The 17,716-nt window shown below is 72.0% G+C and carries 13 protein-coding genes (1 of these 13 only partly in view); 7 read left to right on the top strand and 6 right to left on the bottom strand.

What is annotated here, in order from left to right; translation table 11 throughout:
* Positions 1 to 518 carry the 5' portion of a hypothetical protein gene (locus tag OOJ91_RS14740; RefSeq protein ID WP_266245210.1) on the bottom strand. The gene continues 169 nt to the left of window position 1, outside the view, so 518 of the gene's 687 nt are visible here — the first part of the coding sequence; it begins with the start codon at positions 516 to 518; its stop codon lies beyond the left edge, outside the window.
* Positions 519 to 587: 69 nt separating this feature from the next.
* Here OOJ91_RS14740 and OOJ91_RS14735 point away from each other — a divergent pair, with 69 nt between their 5' ends.
* Genes OOJ91_RS14735 through OOJ91_RS14725 form a run of 3 tightly spaced genes read left to right on the top strand, consistent with a single transcriptional unit; the run spans position 588 to position 4,953 of the window.
* Complete coding sequence (locus tag OOJ91_RS14735; RefSeq protein ID WP_266245209.1) at positions 588 to 3,206, top strand: valine--tRNA ligase; 2,619 nt, start codon at positions 588 to 590, stop codon at positions 3,204 to 3,206.
* Complete coding sequence (locus OOJ91_RS14730; RefSeq protein ID WP_266245207.1) at positions 3,203 to 4,537, top strand: bifunctional folylpolyglutamate synthase/dihydrofolate synthase; 1,335 nt, start codon at positions 3,203 to 3,205, stop codon at positions 4,535 to 4,537. Before OOJ91_RS14735 ends, OOJ91_RS14730 begins: the two co-directional genes overlap by 4 nt.
* Entirely contained in the window at positions 4,534 to 4,953 is a 420-nt protein-coding gene (locus OOJ91_RS14725; protein ID WP_266245205.1) for a DUF4233 domain-containing protein, read from the top strand. Before OOJ91_RS14730 ends, OOJ91_RS14725 begins: the two co-directional genes overlap by 4 nt.
* Before the next feature lie 18 nt (positions 4,954 to 4,971).
* Here the strand turns inward: OOJ91_RS14725 and OOJ91_RS14720 are convergent, their stop codons facing one another.
* Positions 4,972 to 6,537 carry a VOC family protein gene (locus tag OOJ91_RS14720; protein WP_266245204.1) on the bottom strand — a complete coding sequence of 522 codons (1,566 nt, stop codon included), beginning with the start codon at positions 6,535 to 6,537 and terminating at the stop codon, positions 4,972 to 4,974.
* A gap of 142 nt (positions 6,538 to 6,679) precedes the next feature.
* Between OOJ91_RS14720 and ndk the strand changes: the two genes are divergently transcribed.
* The gene (gene ndk / locus OOJ91_RS14715; RefSeq protein WP_266245202.1) at positions 6,680 to 7,105 is read left to right on the top strand and encodes a nucleoside-diphosphate kinase; all 426 of its coding nucleotides are present in this window, start codon (positions 6,680 to 6,682) and stop codon (positions 7,103 to 7,105) included.
* A 49-nt stretch (positions 7,106 to 7,154) separates the two neighbouring features.
* Here the strand turns inward: ndk and sigJ are convergent, their stop codons facing one another.
* The 3 genes from sigJ to OOJ91_RS14700 form a co-directional block, all read right to left on the bottom strand.
* Positions 7,155 to 8,033: an RNA polymerase sigma factor SigJ gene (gene sigJ / locus OOJ91_RS14710; protein ID WP_266245201.1), complete on the bottom strand. Its 879-nt coding sequence runs from the start codon at positions 8,031 to 8,033 to the stop codon at positions 7,155 to 7,157.
* The gene (locus OOJ91_RS14705) at positions 8,030 to 8,473 is read right to left on the bottom strand and encodes a carboxymuconolactone decarboxylase family protein (protein ID WP_266245198.1); all 444 of its coding nucleotides are present in this window, start codon (positions 8,471 to 8,473) and stop codon (positions 8,030 to 8,032) included. The genes sigJ and OOJ91_RS14705 overlap by 4 nt, the downstream gene beginning before the upstream one ends.
* A gap of 79 nt (positions 8,474 to 8,552) precedes the next feature.
* Complete coding sequence (locus OOJ91_RS14700) at positions 8,553 to 9,713, bottom strand: acyltransferase family protein (RefSeq protein ID WP_266245195.1); 1,161 nt, start codon at positions 9,711 to 9,713, stop codon at positions 8,553 to 8,555.
* 175 nt (positions 9,714 to 9,888) lie between these two features.
* On the opposite strand from OOJ91_RS14700, the gene OOJ91_RS14695 reads away from it, so the two are divergent.
* The 3 genes from OOJ91_RS14695 to OOJ91_RS14685 all read left to right on the top strand — a co-directional run bounded on the left by OOJ91_RS14695 (position 9,889) and on the right by OOJ91_RS14685 (position 15,843).
* Positions 9,889 to 11,439: an alkaline phosphatase D family protein gene (locus OOJ91_RS14695; RefSeq protein ID WP_266245194.1), complete on the top strand. Its 1,551-nt coding sequence runs from the start codon at positions 9,889 to 9,891 to the stop codon at positions 11,437 to 11,439.
* 470 nt (positions 11,440 to 11,909) lie between these two features.
* Complete coding sequence (gene ileS / locus OOJ91_RS14690) at positions 11,910 to 15,056, top strand: isoleucine--tRNA ligase (RefSeq protein ID WP_266245193.1); 3,147 nt, start codon at positions 11,910 to 11,912, stop codon at positions 15,054 to 15,056.
* 97 nt (positions 15,057 to 15,153) lie between these two features.
* A complete protein-coding gene (locus OOJ91_RS14685; protein WP_266245192.1) occupies positions 15,154 to 15,843 on the top strand; it encodes a lysophospholipid acyltransferase family protein in 690 nt (229 codons plus the stop codon).
* A 366-nt stretch (positions 15,844 to 16,209) separates the two neighbouring features.
* On the opposite strand, the gene OOJ91_RS14680 is transcribed toward OOJ91_RS14685, so the two are convergent.
* Positions 16,210 to 17,634 carry a hypothetical protein gene (locus OOJ91_RS14680; RefSeq protein WP_266245190.1) on the bottom strand — a complete coding sequence of 475 codons (1,425 nt, stop codon included), beginning with the start codon at positions 17,632 to 17,634 and terminating at the stop codon, positions 16,210 to 16,212.
* Positions 17,635 to 17,716: the final 82 nt, after the last annotated feature.

The following is a 17,716-nucleotide window of genomic DNA, read 5'->3' as shown; positions in this document are numbered from 1 at the left end:
AGGTCGCCCGCGGGCACCTCGCGGAGGCCCGTCACCGCGCCGGTCTCGTCGGACATCAGGCCGAAGAGGCTGTCCAGGTCACGCTCGGGCTGCCAGAGCAGCGTGGTGCCACCGAAGATCAGCACCGAGCGCTTGTCGTCGGCGGGATCGCGGTAGACGGTGCCGAAGCTACGGTCCAGCTCGATGTCGGCGGCCAGGCCGCTGCGCAGATAGTCCGCAGTGCTCTTGGCCCGCTCGCTGTCGTCCCTGGTCAACCCCGCCACCTGGTCGGGTGAACTCAGCCTGGTGTCCTTCTGCTGCGCCACGCGCCACCCGCCGACCCCCAGCACGCTCGCACCCGCGAGACCCACGACCAGCGCGACCGTCCAACCGATCTTGCGGCGTCGGGACCAGCCGCCGGACCCCTCGTCGGGATCGCCCCCGGTGTCCCGGGTGCTCAGCTGGATCGGCTCCTCGGTCAGCTCGACCGGCTCGCGACTGTCGTCGAGCGAACGTTGGGTGAGATGTGCGTCGGACATAGCCGACACCGTACGCGAACGGCAGGTGGCGCACGTCAGGTCCGCGGAAGCCCTCCGTAGACTTGTCAGGTGACCGAGAGACTGGATGCCCGACGCCCCGACGCCCCGACCCTCGCCGGCCAGTACCAGCCCGGTGAGGTAGAGCAGCGACGGTACGAGCAGTGGGTAGCCGCTGGGCACTTCCGGGCCTCCGCCGACAGCGACAAGCCCCCCTTCACCATCGTCATCCCGCCGCCGAACGTCACCGGCTCGCTGCACATGGGCCACGCGTTCGAGCACACGCTGATGGACGCGTTGACCCGGCGGAAGCGGATGCAGGGCTTCGAGGCGCTGTGGCTACCCGGCATGGACCACGCAGGCATCGCCACCCAGAACCTGGTCGAGCGTCAGCTCGCCGCCGAGGGTCTCTCCCGACACGATCTCGGCCGGGAGAAGTTCGTCGAGCGGGTCTGGCAGTGGAAGGCCGAGTCCGGTGGCGCCATCCTCGGCCAGATGCGCCGCCTCGGCGACTCCGTCGACTGGGACCGTGAGCGCTTCACCATGGACGCCGGGCTGACCCGCGCCGTCCAGACGATCTTCAAGAAGCTCTTCGACGACGGCCTCATCTACCGGGCCAACCGGATCATCAACTGGTGTCCCCGCTGCCTCACCGCGCTCTCCGACATCGAGGTCGAGCACACCGACGACGACGGTGAGCTGATCTCCATCCGCTACAGCGACGAGGTCGTGGTGGCCACCACCCGGGCCGAGACGATGCTCGGCGACACCGCAGTCGCGGTGCACCCCGACGACGAGCGCTACCAGCACCTCATCGGCACCGAGGTCGAGCTGCCGCTCACCGGCCGGCGCATCCCGATCGTCGCCGACGCGCACGTCGACCCGAGCTTCGGCACCGGCATGGTCAAGGTGACGCCCGCCCACGACCCGAACGACTTCGAGATCGGCCAGCGCCACGACCTGCCCGCGCTTACCGTGATGGACGAGCGCGGCGTGATCACCGTGCCCGGCCCGTTCGAGGGCCTGGACCGGTTCGAGGCGCGGCCGGCGATCGTGGCCGCGCTGCGCGAGCAGGGCCGGATCGTCGCCGAGAAGCGGCCGTACGTGCACGCGGTCGGGCACTGCTCCCGCTGCAAGACGACAGTCGAGCCGCGGCTGTCGCTGCAGTGGTTCGTCAACACCGCCCCGCTCGCGCAGGCCGCAGGCGACGCGGTCCGCGACGGCCGGGTCCGCATCGAGCCGGCCGAGCTGGCCAAGCGCTACTTCGCCTGGGTCGACAACATGCACGACTGGTGCATCTCCCGCCAGCTGTGGTGGGGGCACCGCATCCCGGTCTGGTACGGCCCGGCGGGCGAGATCGTCTGCGTCGGTCCCGACGAGGAGGCGCCGACCGGCGAGGGCTGGCACCAGGACGAGGACGTCCTGGACACCTGGTTCTCAAGCGGTCTGTGGCCGTTCTCCACCCTCGGTTGGCCCGAGCAGACCCCGGACCTGGCGAAGTTCTACCCGACGAGCGTGCTGGTCACCGGGTACGACATCCTGTTCTTCTGGGTCGCCCGGATGATGATGTTCGGCCTGTACGCGATGGACGGCCGCGCGCCCTTCGACGTGGTCGCGCTGCACGGCATGGTGCGCGACCAGTTCGGCAAGAAGATGTCGAAGTCGTTCGGCAACGTGGTCGACCCGCTGGACTGGATCGACAGGTACGGCGCCGACGCCACCCGGTTCACGCTGGCGCGGGGCGCGAACCCCGGCCAGGACGTGCCGGTCAGCGAGGAGTGGTGCCAGGGCTCGCGTAACTTCTGCAACAAGCTCTGGAACGCCACCCGGTTCGCCCTGATGAACGGCGCGCACACCACGGGTGACCTGCCGCCCGTCGAGCAGCTCTCCACAGTCGACAGGTGGATCCTGTCCCGGCTGGCGCACGTCACCGCGGAGGTCGACGAGCAGTTCGAGGCGTACGAGTTCGCCAAGGTGTGTGACCTGCTCTACCACTTCGCCTGGGACGACGTCTGCGACTGGTACGTGGAGTTGAGCAAGCCGGTGCTCGCCGAGGGCGGCGAGCGGGCCGACGCCACGCGGCGGGTGCTCGGGCACGTGCTCGACCAACTGCTGCGGCTGCTGCACCCGGTCATCCCGTTCGTCACCGAGGAGCTGTGGGTCGCGCTGACCGGTGGCGAGACGGTGCAGGCCGCGGCCTGGCCGGTGGCCGACCGGTCGCTCGTCGACGACGACGCCGAGGTTGAGCTGGCCGGCGTGCAGCGGGTCGTCACCGAGATCCGCCGGTTCCGTTCCGACCAGGGGCTGCGCCCGACGCAGCGGGTGGCCGCCCGCCTGGACGGGCTGGCCGGGGCCGGCATCGCGGCCCACGAGCCGCTGATCCGGTCGCTGGTGCGGCTGGACGCGGCCGGCGACGACTTCCAGGCCAGCGCCACGCTGGCCATGCCCGGCGCGGTGGGTGTCGCGTTGGACACCCGGGGGTCGATCGACGTGGCCGCCGAGCGGGCCCGGCTGACGAAGGACCGCGCGGCGGCCGAGAAGGAGATCGCGCAGGCCCGGGCGAAGCTCGACAACCCTGCCTTCATCGGCAAGGCCCCCGAGCCGGTCGTCGCGAAGATCCGCGACCGGCTCGTCACCGCCGAGGCCGACCTGGTCCGGATCACCGCTGCTCTGGAGACACTGCCCTCGTGACCGACCGTACCGATTTCGCCGCCGCCGAGGCCGAGCTGAACGCCCGCGGGTTCACCCGCATGGTCTTCGAGCTGGACCGCATCGAGTCACTGCTCGACCTGCTGGGCAGCCCGCAGCGGGCGTACCCGTCGATCCACCTGACCGGCACCAACGGCAAGACCTCCACCGCGCGGATGATCGACTCGCTGCTGCGGGCGTTCGGGCTGCACACCGGCCGGTACACGAGCCCGCACCTGGAGACCGTGCGGGAGCGGATCAGCCTGGACGGCGAGCCGGTGAGCGAGGAGCGGTTCGCTTCGGTGTACCGGGAGATCAAGCCGCTGGCGGAGCTGGTCGACGCGCGGTCGGACGAGCCGCTGACGTACTTCGACATGACCACCGCGCTGGCGTTCGCCACGTTCGCCGACGCGCCTGTCGACATCGCGGTGGTCGAGGTGGGGCTCGGCGGCGCCGAGGACGCCACGAACGTCATCCAGGCCGGGGTCTGCGTCATCACCCCGATCGGCCTCGACCACACCGAGTGGCTCGGCGACACCCTCCAGGACATCGCGCTGGCCAAGGCCGGCATCATCCACCCGGGCGCCACGGTGATCGCCGCGGCGCAGGAGGAGGAGGCGGCGCGTCCCCTCCTCGAACGCTGCGCCGAGGTGGGTGCCACCATCGCCCGCGAGGGAGGCGAGTTCGGTGTCCTGAGCCGGGCGGTCGCCGTCGGCGGGCAGGTGCTCACGCTGCAGGGCCTCGGCGGCGTCTACGACGAGGTGTTCCTCCCGCTGCACGGCGCGCACCAGGCGCAGAACGCCGCGGTGGCGCTCGCCGCGGTGGAGGCGTTCCTCGGTGCCGGGGCCCGACGGCAGTTGGACATCGAGGCCGTCCGGGAGGGCTTCGCCTCGGCCAGCTCCCCGGGGCGGCTGGAGCGGGTCCGCAATGCCCCGACAGTCCTGCTCGACGGCGCGCACAACCCGCACGGCATGGCCGCGACAGTCACCGCCCTCCAGGAGGAGTTCGCGTTCAGCAAGCTTGTGGCGCTTGTCGGCGTGCTCGCCGACAAGGACGCGAGCAGCCTGTTGGAGCTGCTGGAGCCGGTGGCCGACGTCGTGGTGGTGACCCGTAACAGCTCGCCGCGGGCGATGCCGACGAAGGAACTCGCCGCGCTGGCCGCCGAGATCTTCGGCGAGGAGCGCGTCGAGGTGGCCGAGGAGATGCCGGACGCGATCGAGCTGGCGGTCGCGCTGGCCGAGGAGGACGTTCCCGGTGAGCTGAGCGGCGTCGGGGTCCTGGTGACCGGTTCGGTGGTCACGGTGGCCGACGCCCGCCGGCTGTTCAAGCGATGACCGGCCCCGAACGGGACCCGCAGACCGCCGAGGACCCCGCCGAGGTTCCAGCGGGGGAGCCGGGCGTCGGGCCGACGCGGCGGTCCGGGCTGCGCAACCCGGAGCGGGCGGTACGCGGCCTGGGCGCGGGGACGCTCAGCCTGGAGGCGCTGGTGCTGCTGCTGGCCATCCAGCCGATCCGGGTGGTCGGTGGCGACCTCGGCGGGGCGGCGATCGCGGCGGTGGTGGCCCTGGCGGTGGCCGCCGTCCTGCTCGCCGGCATGATGCGCCGCCCCTGGGCCTGGCACGCCGGCACCGTGCTGCAGGGCCTGCTGATCCTGGCCGGTCTGCTGCACTGGTCGCTGCTCGTGCTGGGCATCATCTTCGCTCTGGTCTGGGCGTACGCCCTGCACGTCCGCCGGGTCATCCTCGGCTGACCGGCGAACCCGGCCGGGTCAGGCGTCGGCGCGTTCGCGCCACTGGGTGAGGGCGATGCCGTGGCCGTCCGGGTCGCGGAAGGCCGCCGCCCACACCTCCAGCCTGCTGCCCCGGTTGACCACCCGGGGCGCGTACGTGAAGCGGACGCCGGAGTCCCGCAGCCGGCCGTACGCCGCCTCGATGTCGTTCACCTCGAGGTTGACGTGCACCAGCCGGCGGCTGATCGGCGCCGCCCCGGTCACCTCGCGCAGCACCAGCCGGGTCGTGCCGGAGGCGAGCACGGCATTGCCGGCGCCCTGGTCGACCTCGCTGAAGCCGAGCATGTCGCGGTAGAAGCCGAGTGACCGGGACAGGTCGGTGACCAGGAGTGTCAGGCCGACGCCGCTGATCGGGCCGGCCGGATCGGCCGCGGACGCGCCGTCGTACCCGAAGATCGCCTCGTCCAGGTCTTCGGCGGTGACGGTCTCGCGGGCCGTCCCGGTCGGGCTCGGATCGTCAAGCGGCAGGTCCAGCGGGTCCAGCGGGTCCATGGCGACCGGGCCGGTGCGCTGCGCCGGAGGTGGGTCGACGCGCGGCGCGACGGGCGGGTCGAGGCGGTCCTCGGCGGTCGCGGGCCGGTCGTCGGGCCCCGGTTCGAAGCGGTCGTCGGGCCCCGGGGTGGAGGGGGCGTCGGGCCTCGGATCGTGACGGTCGCCTGGTCGGTCGACGCGGTCGTCGAGCGGGGCGAGCGGGTCCGCGCCGGGCTTGTCGAAGTGCTCCTCCGCAGGCGGGCGCGGTGCGGGGGTGGCCCGTCGGGGCAGCCCCGGGCCGGTCTGCGGCTCGACGACGACGCCTTCGAGCACCACCGGGCCACCAGGGCTCCGGCTCATCACCACCGGCTCGCGCTCATCGGGCGCGACCGCCGCGTCGTCGCGGAACGGGTCACCGTCACGGGCCTCGCGGAACGGGTCACCGTCGCGGGCGTCGCGGAACGGGTCACCGTCGCGGGCGTCGCGGAACGGGTCACCTTCGCGCGGATCCCGGTAGTCGTCGCGGAAGTCGTCGTCAGTCGCGCGACCCGCCCACGGCGGGGCGTCCTGCTGGATGAGCACGTCGTCCACGGCGTCGATGTCGCCGAACTCCGGTGGGAGGTCGGCGACGGCCGCGGCGGTCTCTGCGTGGGTGGGCACCTCGTCCCAGAGGACCTTGACGTGCCGCTGGTCGTCAAGCGCGACCCGGATCGGCAGGGTCTGACCCAGCGACGGCCACTTCGAGACCGGCACCCGCGGCTCGATGATCTTCTTGGATCGGGGCGGTAGCCCTGGCGCGTCGATGACCAGTTGCAGCTCGCACCGGCCGAACGCGTACTGGGTGGGTGGTTCGGAGGCGCTGTGCACGTGCGCCACGCCGACCACCCAGGTGCGCCCGCCGCCGCGTACGGTGGCCAGCGCGATCGCCAGCACCAGCAGGGCGACCCCGAGCGCCACGATGGCCCAGCTGGTCATCCCCAGCCCGAAGAGGACGACGAAGGTGGCCACGGTGCCGAGCACCGTGCCGATGAGCTTGCGTACCGGCGCGATGGGCCGGTTCCCGCCATTCGCCACTGTGGACCTCCAGGGGGTCAGGGCCAGGCTAGGCCGGATCGGCCACCGGGGGAAAGACCGGCCGCCGCGCCGGCGCCGGGACCGGGTCGCTAGGCTGACCGTACCGAGCCCAAGCGTTCTGCGCGTACAGGAGGAACCCAGCGTGTCCAGCAACAGCCCGGATGAGCGCAGCCTCGTGCTGATCAAGCCCGACGCGGTCCGCCGCGGCCTGGTCGGCGAGGTCCTCTCCCGCTTCGAGCGCAAGGGGCTGCGGATCGACGCGATGGTGCACCGGACGATGGACGCCGCGCTCGCCGACGCGCACTACGCCGAGCACGTCGACAAGGCGTTCTACCCGCCGCTGAAGGACTTCATGACCGGCGGCCCGCTTGTCGCCCTGGTGCTCTCCGGCGACCAGGTCATCGACGTGGTCCGTGGGCTGGTCGGCGCGACCGACGGCCGCAAGGCCGCCGCCGGCACGATCCGCGGTGACCTGTCGCTGTCCAACCGGGAGAACCTGGTGCACGCCTCCGACTCGACGGACAGCGCCAAGCGCGAGATCGGGCTCTGGTTCCCCGAGCTGGGCTAGACGCGACCCGGCTGGGGTGACGCGACCCGGCCGGGGCCGGGGCCGGGGCTCACCCGACCGGTGGCAGTTTCGTCGGGTTCCCGACCATGTAGATCCCAGTGATCCGACCGCCGGCCGCAGCGATGGTCAACGTGTACCGACTGCCGTCCCCGCGGGTGACCAACACGGCGGGTTCCCCGTTCAGTTCGACCGGGTGCACGGTGATGGGGCGGCGGCCGGGGCCGTAGATCCCGACGTAGAAACGGGCAATCCGGTCCGCGCCGGTGACCGGGTTGCGGGCGGCCCGGACCCGACCACCACCGTCGCTCCAGGCCGTGGCGTCCGCTGCGACCAGGCCGGTGAGCGTCGCCAGGTCACCGTCACGGGCGGCGGTGAGGAACGCGTCCAGCAACCGTTCCCGTTCGGCGCGGCTGGCGGTGAAGCGACGCTGCTCCTGACGGACCCGGGTGCTCGCCCGGTGGTGCAGTTGCCGACAGTCGTCGACGGACCGGTCCAGGATCTCGGCGATCTCCGCGTACGGCAGGTCGAAGGCGGTGTGCAGGACGTAGACAGCGCGCTCCGGCGGGGTGAGCCGCTCCAGGACGTGCAACAACGCGGTGGAGAGCGAGTCGCGCAGCTCCGCGCGGTCCAGCGGTCCGAACGGCGAGGGCGCGGTCGGCACCGGCTCGGGCAGCCAGGTGCCGACGTACGTCTCGCGGGCCGTCTGCCGGGCCCGTAGCCGGTCCATCGACAGTCGGGTGACCACCCGGGACAGGTAGCGGCGCGGCTCGGTCACGGTGGCGCGGTCCACGCCCAGCCACCGCAGGTACGCCTCCTGGAGCACGTCCTCGGCGTCGTGCCGGCTGCCGAGCAGCCGGTAGGCGAGCCCGAGCAGCATCGGCCGGTGCGCCTGGAGCGCACCGGCCGCCTCTGCCGCCTCGGTCGTCACACCTGTGCCGGGGGCTCCGTGTGCGTCGTCACGGCGATGCGATTCCACAGGTTGATTGTGGCGATCGCGAGGACCAGATCGGCCAGTTCCTTCTCCGACCAGACCTTCGCGGCGGCGTCCCACACCTCGTCCGACACTCCGTGCTCGCCGAGCCGGGTGACCGCGTCGGTGAGCGCCAGCGCGGTCTGCTCCCGCTCGTCGAAGAACGACAGCGCCTCCCGCCAGGCGGACACCGCGAACAGCCGCCGGCTCGACTCGCCTGCGGCGAGGGCGTCGCGGCTGTGCATGTCCACGCAGTACGCGCAGCCGTTCAGGATCGACGCCCGCAGCTTGACCAGCTCCAGCACTGTGTGGTCGACGTTCGCCTGGACGTACTTCTCCAGGCCCGACACGGCCTGGTAACCCTGCGGGGCGACCTCGAAGAGCCTCATTCGTTGCATGACCAACTCCCTGTTCGATCCGACACCGCTACGACGGTCGGACCGGGCCCTGCCGTGACAACCGTGACGGTGACGCCGGTCACGCGTGGCCGGAGGTCGCCGGGACGGTGTCGGCCAGCACCTCGCGCGGGCGGGGGATCCGGGGGCCGTCGTCGTCGTCGGTGCCCGCCGGTCGGGTGTCGCCTGGCGACGTGGGCCGTGCCGCGCGGGCGGCGAGCCGCCGCCCCACCCCGATCATGGGTAGCTCGACCCACCGGTAGAGCACGTCCGCGAGGACCAGCCCCACCACCACGGCGCCCACGAAGATGACGGTGCCGTGGTGCCCCTTCGTGGGCAGCAGCCCGATCGCCACCCGCGCCGCGATGGACTGGACCAGGTACATCGAGTACGACCGTTCGCCGACGAAGACCAGCGGACGGAGCGCCAGTGCGCGCGCGAGGAGGCTGCGTGACAGCAGGGCCGGCAGCAGCAGGGCGGCCGCCGCGGCGTAGCTGCCGATCAGCGCCTCCTGGCCGAGACGGGCCGGCCAGTACCGCACGGCCACCTGGACCGCGCCGAAGGCGATGATCACCGCGCTGGCCGTGAGCGGGTGGGTCAGCGGCCGGAGCAGGGAGAAGCCCCGGGGATGATGCATGATCACCGCGACGAGGCAGCCGAGCAGGATCGCCACGTAGTGGATCGGCCAGCTCAGCCAGGCGATGTCCGGCGGGATCAGCGCGATGAGGAGCACCAGCAGGCCGAGGGTGACGGCAAGCCGGCGGCGGAAGACGGCGGTCACCAGCACGAACGCGATGGCCGGCCAGAACAGGTAGAACTTCTGCTCGATCCCGATCGTCCAGGAGTGCAGGTACGGGGCGTCGGCCGGCAGGAAGTCGTTGAGCAGGAGCAGGTAGTACGCCATTGAGCGTTCCACCGCGTCGGCCGTGCCGCTGAGCCGGGCCAGCGCCCAGGTCAGGAAGAGCACCAGCAGGTACACCGGCATGATCCGGAAGAACCGCCGCAGGTAGAACGCGCGCAGGGACACCCGCCCGTACCTGTGCTCCTCCCGCAGCAGCAGCGTCGTGATCAGGAAACCGGAGAGCACGAAGAACAGGTGTACGCCGATCCAGCCCGTCAGCCAGGCCCAGGACTGGCCACCGAAGTGGAAGGCGAAGACCATGACGGCCGCCACGGCCCGCAGGCCGTCCAGGGCGGGAAAACGTCGCAGGGCCTGGAACTCGTCGTAATCGAGCGGACGCACCGGCGAAGTTTGCGCGAGCCCGCCACCGGGGTCAAGCGGCGGGCCGCGGTCCGAAGCGGACCGCGCTGTCGTTCCGCCCCGACAACAGGCGTTCGGGCCCCGGTCATCCGGGCCGCCGATCGCGGTCATCTCCGCCCGGTAGACCGACGGGGTCAACCCATGACCGGGAGGAAGCATGACCGAGCTTGATCGACGTACCCTGCTGCGGGCCGGCCTGGTGGCCGGGGCCGGAGTCGCCGGCGGCGCGCTGCTGGGCGGCGCCGGCGCGAACGCCGCCCCGGCCTGGCGCCCGGCGGGACGCCCCGTGCTCACCCACGGCGTGCAGAGCGGCGACGTGACCGCCGACTCGGCGCTGGTCTGGACGCGGGCCGACCGTCCGGGTCGGATGCTTGTCGAGGTGAGCCGGCGGCCCGACTTCCGGGGCGCGCGGCAACTGCGGGGCCCGGTGCTCGGCCCGAGCGGGGACTTCACCGGCAAGGTGCGGCTGCGGGGCCTGCCGGACGCCGAGCGGCTGCACTACCGGGTCCGGGTGGAGAGCCTGGAGCGGCACGGGGTGGTCAGCGAGCCGCTGACCGGGTCGTTGACAACGGCGCCGGGCCGGCACCGGCGGCGCGACGTGTCGTTCGTCTGGACCGGGGACATCGTCGGGCAGGGCTGGGGGATCGACCCCGCCTACGGTGGACTGTCGATCTTCCGAGCGATGCGGGAAACCCGTCCGGACTTCTACCTGTGCAGCGGCGACACCGTGTACGCCGACGGCCCGCTCGTCGAGTCGGTGACGCTGCCCGACGGGCGGATCTGGCGCAACCTGGTGACCCCCGAGAAGAGCAAGGTCGCCGAGACGCTCAGCGAGTACCGGGGACAGTTCGCCTACAACCTGCTCGACGCGCACCTGCGGGAGTTCGCCGCGGCGGTGCCGCAGATCAACCAGTGGGACGACCACGAGGTCCTCAACAACTGGTACCCGGGGGAGATCCTGGACGACCCGCGCTACACCGAGCAGCGGGTCGACGTCCTCGCCGCGCGGGCCAGCCAGGCGTTCCACGAGTGGCTGCCGGTGCCGGACAACGGGCCGCTGTATCGGCGGATCCCGTACGGGCCGCTGCTGGACGTCTTCGTGCTCGACATGCGCACCCACAAGGACCCCAACGACGGCAACACGTACGCCGACCCGAAGCGCGGTCTGCTCGGCCGCGAGCAGCGGGAGTGGCTGATCCGTGAGTTGAAGCGTTCCACGGCGACCTGGAAGGTGATCGCCAACGACCTGCCGATCGGGGTCGTGGTGCCGGACGGGCCCGCTGCGCAGGAGGGTGTCGCGCAGGGTGACCCGGGCGTGCCGCTCGGCCGTGAGTTGGAGTTCGCCGAAGTGCTGCGGGCCACCCACCGGGCTCAGGTGACCGGGATGGTCTTCCTCACCGCAGACGTGCACTACTCCGCCGCGCACCACTACGACCCGTCCCGCGCGGCGGTCGGTGACTTCACGCCGTTCTGGGAGTTCGTCTCCGGGCCCGCGCACGCCGGCGCGTTCGGCCCGAACGCGCTTGACGGCACGTTCGGCCCGCAGGCGGTCTTCGTGCACGCCCCGCCGCACGCCAACACGTCGCCGGCCGAGGGCTTCCAGCACTTCGGCGAGGTGTCGATCGACGGCGAGTCGGCGGCCCTGACGGTCCACCTGCGCGACCGTGACGGCGCCTCCCTCTGGAACACCACCCTCCCCGCCCCGTAACCCCACCTCACCCCCGACCCTTCGGTTGATCATGAAGCTGTTGCCGCGACACGTCGCTGCCGCGGGCAACAACTTCATGATCACCGGGGTGGGTGGGTTAGAGGGTGTCTAGGGAGGCTCGGCGGCGGGACTCGGCTCGTCCAACTCGATCCGGATCACACGGCAAGCCCAGGGTGCCCGCGCGCGCCGTTACTCGGCGGCGAGGCGGTGGGCCTGTCGAGTATCGTTGGGCACCGTAAGGCGATGACCCGGCCATCACCGGTGAGCCTCCGGAAGAACAGCCGGGCAACCGGCCCAGTAGAACCGGACGGGTGCGGCCCGTCACAGCCGGCAACGAGCGGGCGGTCGATCCTGACCGTCAAGCGGGGTGGTACCGCGGACCACCCGGGAGCGCCGTTTCGAGGCGTACCCCGGACGGTTCGTCCTCGCAGACCCACGTTGAGTGAGCTGCGCGAGGAGAGCGACAGGCGATGGCCTATCCGTTGCACGACCCGACCGCCGCCGGTGTCCCGGCGAGCCCGGACCTGCCCGCGGTCGAGCGCCGGGTGCTGGAGCACTGGACGGCCGACAAGACCTTCGAGGCGTCCGTCGAGGCCCGCCCGGCCGGCGACGACGGCAAGAACGAGTACGTCTTCTACGACGGCCCGCCGTTCGCCAACGGCCTGCCGCACTACGGCCACCTCTTCACGGGGTACGTCAAGGACGTGGTGCCGCGCTACCAGACCATGCGTGGCCGGCACGTCGAGCGGCGCTTCGGCTGGGACTGCCACGGCCTGCCCGCCGAGGTGGTGGCCGAGAAGCAGCTCGGCATCACCAGCAAGGCGGAGATCATCGACCTCGGCGTGGCGCGGTTCAACGAGGCCTGCCGCACCTCCGTGCTGGAGTTCACCCAGGACTGGGAGCGGTACATCAACCGGCAGGCCCGCTGGGTCGACTTCGCCAACGACTACAAGACCCTCGACCTGGACTACATGGAAAGCGTCATGTGGGCCTTCAAGACCCTGCACGACAAGGGCCTGATCTACGAGGGTTTCCGGGTGCTGGCGTACTGCTGGCGCTGCGAGACGCCGCTGTCGAACACCGAGACCCGGATGGACGACGTCTACCGGGACCGGCACGACCCGACCCTGTCGGTGTGGTTCGGCCTGACCGCCGACGAGTCCGCCCCGGAGCTGGTGCGCGGGCCGGTCAAGCTGGGCGTCTGGACGACCACGCCGTGGACGCTGCCGTCGAACCTGGCGCTCGCCGTCGGCCCGGACATCGAGTACGCGGTGCTCGAACGCGACGGGGACCGCTACCTGGTGGGGGCGGCGCGGCTGGCCGCGTACGCCAAGGAGCTGGACGGCTACGAGCAGGTCGGCACGGTGTACGGCCGGGACCTGGTCGGACGCCGCTACACGCCGCTGTTCGACTTCCTCGTCGAGCAGGCCGGCGAGAACGCCTACCAGGTGCTCGGCGCGGAGTTCGTCACCACCGAGGACGGCACCGGGATCGTGCACCTCGCCCCGGCCTTCGGTGAGGACGACCAGAACGTCTGCAACGCCGCGGGCATCCCCACAATCGTCACCGTGGACGACCACACGCGGTTCACCGCGCTCGTCCCGCCGTACCAGGGTGACCAGGTCTTCGACGTCAACAAGCCGGTGATCCGGGAACTGAAGGAACGGGGGGTGGTGCTCCGGCAGGACACCTACACCCACTCGTACCCGCACTGCTGGCGCTGCGACACCCCGCTGGTCTACAAGGCGGTGTCGTCGTGGTTCGTCGCGGTCACGAAGTTCCGGGACCGGATGGTCGAGCTGAACCAGGAGATCAACTGGACGCCCGGCCACATCAAGGACGGCTCGTTCGGCAAGTGGCTGGCCAACGCCCGCGACTGGTCGATCAGCCGCAACCGCTTCTGGGGCTCGCCGATCCCGGTGTGGCGCTCCGACGACCCGAACTACCCCCGCCTCGATGTCTACGGCTCGCTCGCCGACATCGAACGGGACTTCGGCGTACGCCTCAGCGACCTGCACCGGCCGGCGGTGGACGACCTGGTCCGCCCCAACCCGGACGACCCGACAGGCCAATCGATGATGCGCCGGGTGCCGGAGGTGCTGGACTGCTGGTTCGAGTCCGGGTCGATGCCGTTCGCCCAGGTGCACTACCCGTTCGAGAACGCGGACTGGTTCGAGCACCACTACCCGGGTGACTTCATCGTCGAGTACATCGGGCAGACCCGCGGCTGGTTCTACACCATGCACGTGCTGGCCACCGCGCTGTTCGACAGGCCGGCGTTCCGCAACTGCCTGAGCCACGGCATCCTGCTCGGCTCGGACGGGCGCAAGATGTCCAAGAGCCTGCGCAACTACCCGGACGTGTACCACGTCTTCGACGCGTACGGCTCGGACGCGATGCGCTGGATGCTGATGTCCTCGCCGGTGCTGCGTGGCGGGGACATGGCGGTCACCGAGACGCTCATCCGCGACGCCGTCCGGCAGGTGCTGCTGCCCCTGTGGAACGTCTGGTACTTCTTCTCGCTCTACGCCAACGCGGACGGGTACCAGGCGCGGCGACGCACCGACTCGACGCACCTGCTCGACAGGTACATCCTGGCGAAGACCAACGAGCTGGTGTCGACGGTCAGCGCGCAGATGGACGCGTACGACATCTCCGGCGCCTGCGCCACCGTCCGGTCCTACCTGGACGCGCTTACCAACTGGTACGTGCGCCGCTCGCGGGACCGGTTCTGGTCCGGTGACGCCAACGCGTTCGACACCCTGTCGACGGTGCTGGAGACGCTCTGCCGGGTGGTGGCGCCGCTCGCGCCGCTGACCGCTGAGGAGATCTGGCGCGGGCTGACCGGGGAGCGCTCGGTGCACCTGACCGACTGGCCGGAGGCGAGCGAGTTCCCGGCCGACCACGACCTGGTCGCGGCCATGGACAACGTGCGGGCGGTCGCCTCGGCGGCGTTGTCGCTGCGCAAGGCCAAGGGTCTGCGGGTACGGCTGCCGCTGTCGAAGCTGACAGTGGCATCGCCGGCGGCGGAGCAGCTGCGCCCGTTCACCGACCTGATCACCGATGAGGTCAACGTGAAGGCGGTGGAGTTCAGCGCCGAGCTGGCCGAGTACTGCCAGCAGGTGCTGACCGTGGTGCCCCGGGCGCTCGGCCCACGGGTCGGCAAGCAGGTCCAGCAGGTGATCAAGGCGGTCAAGGCCGGGGAGTGGGAGCTTGTCGACGGTGCCCCGGTGGCCGCCGGCGTCACCCTGGCCGAGGGCGAGTACGAGCTGCGTCTCGTCGCGGCCGACGCCGAGCACTCCGCGCCGCTGCCCGGCGGCGAGGGCGTGGTCGTGCTGGACACCGAGGTCACCCCGGAGCTGGCCGCCGAGGGCCTGGCCCGCGACGTGGTGCGGGTGGTGCAGCAGGCCCGCCGCGACGCCGACCTGGACGTGTCGGACCGGATCGTGGTGTCGGTGTCGGCGTCCGAGGACGTGCGCGCGGCGGTGAGCGCGTACGTCGATTTCGTCGCCGGTGAGGTGCTGGCCGACTCGATCGACTTCGCCGAGGGCCTCGACGGTTTCGCCGGCGAGGTGGGCGAGGGTGAGCGGGTGACGGTCACCGTCCGCCGGTCGTAGAGCGCGGGTGCGGACGCCTCGCCACCTCCGTCCGGGAGGTGTGGAGGCGTCCGCTACCGTGACACCGCCTGCTCGCACCTCATCTGCCGGAGGACCAGTGCCCCTGCTCTACACCATCGGCAAGCTCACCGTGGCGCCCACGCTGCGGTTGGCGTTCCGCCCGACCGTGGAGGGGCTGGAACACGTGCCGGAGACCGGCGGCGCGATCTTCGCCGGCAACCATCTCTCGGTGGCCGACGAGCTGTTCCTCGGCACGGTGGTGCCCCGGCACCTGGCGTTCTGGGCCAAGTCGGAGTACTTCAAGGGCACCGGCGCGAAGGGCGCGTTCTCGAAGTTCGTCCTCACTGGTCTGGGCGCGATCCCGGTCGAGCGGGCCGGTGGGCGGGCCGCGCTGTCCGCGTTCGACGCCGCCATCCCGGCCTTGCAGGGTGGTGACCTGGTGGTGGTCTACCCGGAGGGCACCCGATCCCCGGACGGCAAGCTCTACCGGGGCCGGACGGGGGCGGCCCGGCTGGCGATCTCGGCCGGGGTGCCGATCATCCCGGTCGGCACCATCGGCACCGACAAGGCCCAGCCGATCGGTGCCCGGGTGCCCCGCCCCGGCAGCGCCAAGATCACTGTCCGGTTCGGCAAGCCGCTGGACTTCACCGGCCGCCCGGACGACCGCACCTCGCTGCGCCAGATGACCGACGAGCTGATGAGCGAGATCCAGAAGCTCACCGGCCAGGAGTACGTCCCGCGCTACGCTCCGCCGCGCGCCCACCCGGACCCGACCCGCGACGCCTGACCCGGCGCTGCCGCTTTCCGGCGCGTGCCCGTCTGTCGGCGCGTGCCCGCTTGCCGGTGTTGTCCGTCTCTCGGCGCTGCCTGTTCGTCGGCGGTGTCGCTGACGGGCTGGGGTCTCCACGCTGCTGCTGGCGGGGCCTGCTGGCCTCGGCCGCCGAGCTGGCGAGCAATACGGTCAGATGCGGTATACCTGTGAGTCATATTTATGACGCACAGGTATACGCGCTGCCGCTGTGTCCTCTGTCTGCGGCGTGACGCTGCGTGATGGACGGAGCCCAGTAGCCACCACGTCAGCACGCGGCGCGGCGGCACGGCGGCACGGCGGCACGGCGGCACGGCGGCACGGCGGGCAGCGTGCGGGCCGGGTTCAGCCCCTCTCGGGCTGGACGATCTGGCCGCGCAGGGTGTTCAGCAGGTCGGCGCTGTCGGCGACGGAGAGCCGGGTGAACACTCCGGTGGCGATGCTGCCGTGGTCGACCGAGGTGCACACCACCACCTCACCGTCGGCCGGCCGGCCGATCGCGCAACGCTCGTGCCGACCTCGTACGCCGGTCTGCACCGTCTCGGGCGCCTCCAGCGCGTAGCGCTCGGTGAGGCGGGTGATCTCCGCGTCCGCGTCGGCCTCCGGGCTCAGCCGGAAGCCGGTGCCGCCGAAGACCGTCACCCGCTTGCCGTCCGCCGTGGCGTAGACCCCGGCGAAGGTGTCCTCGGCCAGCCAGTGCTCCTGGCGTACCTCGTTCTCCAGCTGTCGGGCCGTCGTGGCGCTGCCGTCGTCCTGCCGCAGGCTCAGATCGGCGACCTGCTCGGGCAGCGCGGCGCGGGCCGGGTACTGGGACGAGATCGGTAGGCCGTAGTAGGCAGGGCATCCGCAGCAGCAGGCCAGGGTGAGCAGCAGCAGCCACGGCCAGCGACGTCGGCGGCGGACCGGGACGGGAACGTACCCCTTGGGGGCGTCCCAGCCCGGTGGTGGCGTCACCGGCGGTGGCGCGGCCGACCGCCGGCCCCGCCGCTGCTTCGGCGCCCGGGCCGGCCGGACCGGCGCGGTGGGCCGGGCCGGGCCGGGCTGAGGCGGCAGAGCGGGCCGGGCGGGCGGCGGCGGGTGGGCCGGTGGCGCCGGGTAGGCGGGCGGCGGGTAGGCGGGCGACGTTGGATAGGCGGGCGCTGCCGGGTGGACGGGCGGCGGCGAGACTGGGTGCATCCCGACCGGCGGCGCGGGCGGCCCGGACCACTGCCGGGTCGACGGGGGCGCCGGGTAGCCGAGCGTCGGGGGAAGCGGGGGCAGTTCGGCGGAGGGCAGGTCCCAGCCGCCGGTGTCCACGCCGGCCCACGGGTCGACCGGGGTGCGGTGCTCGGGCGGCTGCTCGGGTAGCGGCGGCGGCGGGGTCGGTTCGGCCGACTCACCCCAGGCGCGCCTGCGCGGCAACGGGGGAGGGACCGCCGCGGACCCACTCCAGCGGGGCGCGGGGACCACAGTGGGCCCGGCGGGGGAGTCCCCGGACGCGGGCTGAGCCGTTGGCTCGGGCTGGGCCGTGGGCTCCTGCGCCGTCGGCTCAGGCTGGGCCGCGGGTTCCGGGGCCGTCGGCTCAGGCTGGGCCGTGGGTTCCTGCGCCGTGGGCTCCGGCTGGGCTGGGGCGGTGGGCTCGGCCGTGGGTTCCGGCCGGTCGGGGGTGGTGGGCTCGTCCGGCGGTACGGGTGGGGAGGTCGGCTCGTCGGCGACCGCCGGAGCGTCGTCCGGCTCCTGGCCCGGGGTGCGCCCGTCGGCCGGCCGTGCTCCCGGCTGGGGCTCCGGCATCGCGGCAATCTCCTCTCGCGCCGGTCCGAGGTTAGTACCGCGTCGCCACCACCGCTGCGCGGGCATCGAGGCGGAGTGCGTG

This window comes from Micromonospora lupini, from assembly GCF_026342015.1.
Classification (GTDB): Bacteria; Actinomycetota; Actinomycetes; order Mycobacteriales; family Micromonosporaceae; genus Micromonospora; species Micromonospora lupini_B.
This window is presented reverse-complemented; position numbering and strand designations above follow the sequence as displayed.